The organism is Marisediminitalea alba (genome assembly GCF_002993365.1).
Taxonomy (GTDB): Bacteria; Pseudomonadota; Gammaproteobacteria; order Enterobacterales; family Alteromonadaceae; genus Alteromonas; species Alteromonas alba.
On record NZ_PVNP01000057.1, the window covers coordinates 1 to 2,389 of the forward strand.

Below are 2,389 nucleotides of genomic sequence, written 5' to 3' on the forward strand. Positions count from 1 at the left end.
TAGGGCGTGTTGATCTTTTCTGTACATATTTTGCTCAACAATACATCGGCAGCCACATTAACATAAATGCCAGCGATACCATGCTGGCATAATTTCGCTCTAACTTATCGTATCTAGTTGAAATAGCTCGATATTGCTTAATTCTTGCAAATGCATTTTCAACCAAATGTCGGTATTTGTATAAGCACCAATCCATGCTTTTTTTATCAATATCTTGACCGTAATTCCGTGTAGCAATCACTGGTGTTCCACCGTGGTCACGAACAAAACAGCGGAATTGTTCGCTATCATAGCCTTTATCACAAACGACAGTGTTCACTTCATCAAGCTGTTCAACCAAACTATTCGCATGAACAACATCGTGGCGTTGACCTTCTGATAAGTCGAAACAAATCGGTAATCCTCCACTATCTACAGCTAAGTGAATTTTGGTTGAATTACCCCCACGACTTTTGCCTATTTGCTCTGAGCTTTCAGTTGCTGCTCCTGTGCTATGTTGATGTGCTCGAACTATCGAGCCATCAAGAAAGACCCACTCAAAATCAGCCATGCTAGATAAGCTTTTGAAAAGGTTATCTAAAATCCCTTTCTTTGACCAAAGATTAAATCGTCTGTATACGGTACTCCACTCTCCGAATTCAGAGGGCAGATCTCGCCAAGGAATACCAGTTCTCATTCGATAAAGTATTCCTTCAAATGTCATTCGATGTTCAGTTTTATCGTAAATACGGCCTGTACTTTTCATAACTTGAAGTAGCAGTTCCCATCGAATATCAGTTAGTATTGTTCTTGGCATGGTATTGGTTATGGTTTTACTTTTGGCGAAGCAAATTATAACCCTTTACCATGCTGTTTAAAAATTACTCACGAAAGATCAACACGCCCTAGTATGAGGGCTAAAAACTATCCTCCCACCGCCGTTAAGTTTGTTTACAACTTTTTGCGTTTGTCGCAGACCCTGAGTTGGTAAACTTACCTTTGGAACATTTGAAGGGAACTTAACATCAGTGAAGTACATCGCTTTTTCGCTTGCCTCAGCGCTTGCGTTTTGTATTGCAGCCTGCAGCAGCAATAATCAAACAGAACGGTTAACACCGCCCGATTCGGTGGTGAAATATTCCAGCATGGAAGGCTATCAGGACCGCTTTATTAATTTGTTTCCCAAATTTAAAGATTACCCGGTAACCTGCAGCGAAGACTGCTACCAGCCCAGTGAGCTTTTGGCGTGTAATGAGCCCATGGAAAATTGCACATATAAAGGTGATTCTGCGCCGTTGTTGCTCAACACCGGCTATACGGTGAAATGGTATGGCCACGCCAGCTTTCGGATCACCACCCCGGATAACCAACAGTTTCTATTCGACCCGGTATTTAATCAGTTTGACTGGCCGGTAAACTGGGCTTTTCGCTTGTCGGCTGGCTTTAATCGCAACGAACCGGAACAGCCATCGGATTTGATGCTTAATGCAACCGATGCGGTAATGTATTCGCACATTCATTATGATCACTTTAACAAAGGCGATATCCAGGCTTTCTCTGCAGATACAGCGTTTTTAACGCCTTTAGGTTTTGCTGAGCACTTTCCCGGCGGTGATTTTAACATTACCGAAATGGCCTGGTACGCCAGCAAACCACTGGGTAAAGTGAATGTGCATTTTGTCCCCGGTCATCACTTTAGCAACCGGATTTTGGTTCCCTATTTGTATGAAGACGAGAACAAAACTCTTTGGGGTGGCTGGTTGCTTGAACATCAGGGCAACACATTATTCTTTGCCGGCGACACCGGCTATTCGCCCCACTTTAAGCAGATAAGAGAAAAGTACGGCGAGATTGATGTGTGCTTGCTGCCCATTGCGTCCTATTTCAGCGCGGAATCACCAGCCTTTTACCGAAAAGTCCATATGACGCCAGAAGATGCGCTTATTGCAGCAAAAGAGCTTAACTGCAAAGTGATGGTGCCATGGGGGTATGGCAATAACAGCTGGAAGATGGGCGATAAAACCTCACACTCTGCCCTATTCCGCCTGCTAACCATGCATAAGCGTTTAGACTCAGAGATCCCCTTACACATTCTCAACGAAGGGGAGCAGGTTAGCTTTTAATAAAGGTAATAAAGGGGTCAGAGTACATTAATAATAAAGGGGTCAGAGTCTGAGGGATCCCCACGAATTTAATTTCATGTGCCTGCGGCCCAGGCAGCGTCAACTATGGAGCTGTACCATTTGAGTGCAGCTTTCCACTGTCGCATAGTGAATCTTATTCGGCAAGCAATAGCTCTCAGACCGAGATAGTGGAATGACAGCACGCTTCTGGTGTCGGTATTAGCTTGGAAGCGCCGATGTTTATTCGAAGAGACGACTACCATACCCAATAAGATAGCAACCAGTGA

Annotated in this window: 2 protein-coding genes; one reads left to right on the forward strand and one right to left on the reverse strand. The window is 44.1% G+C overall.

Annotation, left to right across the window (positions count from 1 at the left end; all coding sequences use genetic code 11):
- Positions 1–34 precede the first annotated feature (34 nt).
- Entirely contained in the window at positions 35–796 is a 762-nt protein-coding gene (locus tag C6Y40_RS07665) for an IS5 family transposase (protein ID WP_105932999.1), read from the reverse strand.
- 211 nt (positions 797–1,007) lie between these two features.
- On the opposite strand from C6Y40_RS07665, the gene C6Y40_RS07670 reads away from it, so the two are divergent.
- Positions 1,008–2,102 carry an MBL fold metallo-hydrolase gene (locus tag C6Y40_RS07670; protein WP_240621875.1) on the forward strand — a complete coding sequence of 365 codons (1,095 nt, stop codon included), beginning with the start codon at positions 1,008–1,010 and terminating at the stop codon, positions 2,100–2,102.
- The last annotated feature ends 287 nt before the right edge of the window (positions 2,103–2,389 follow it).

Excerpts from the sequence above, each read along its gene's own strand:
- C6Y40_RS07665 (WP_105932999.1), bottom strand. The coding sequence starts at position 796 with ATGCCAAGAACAATACTAACTGATATTCGATGGGAACTGCTACTTCAA.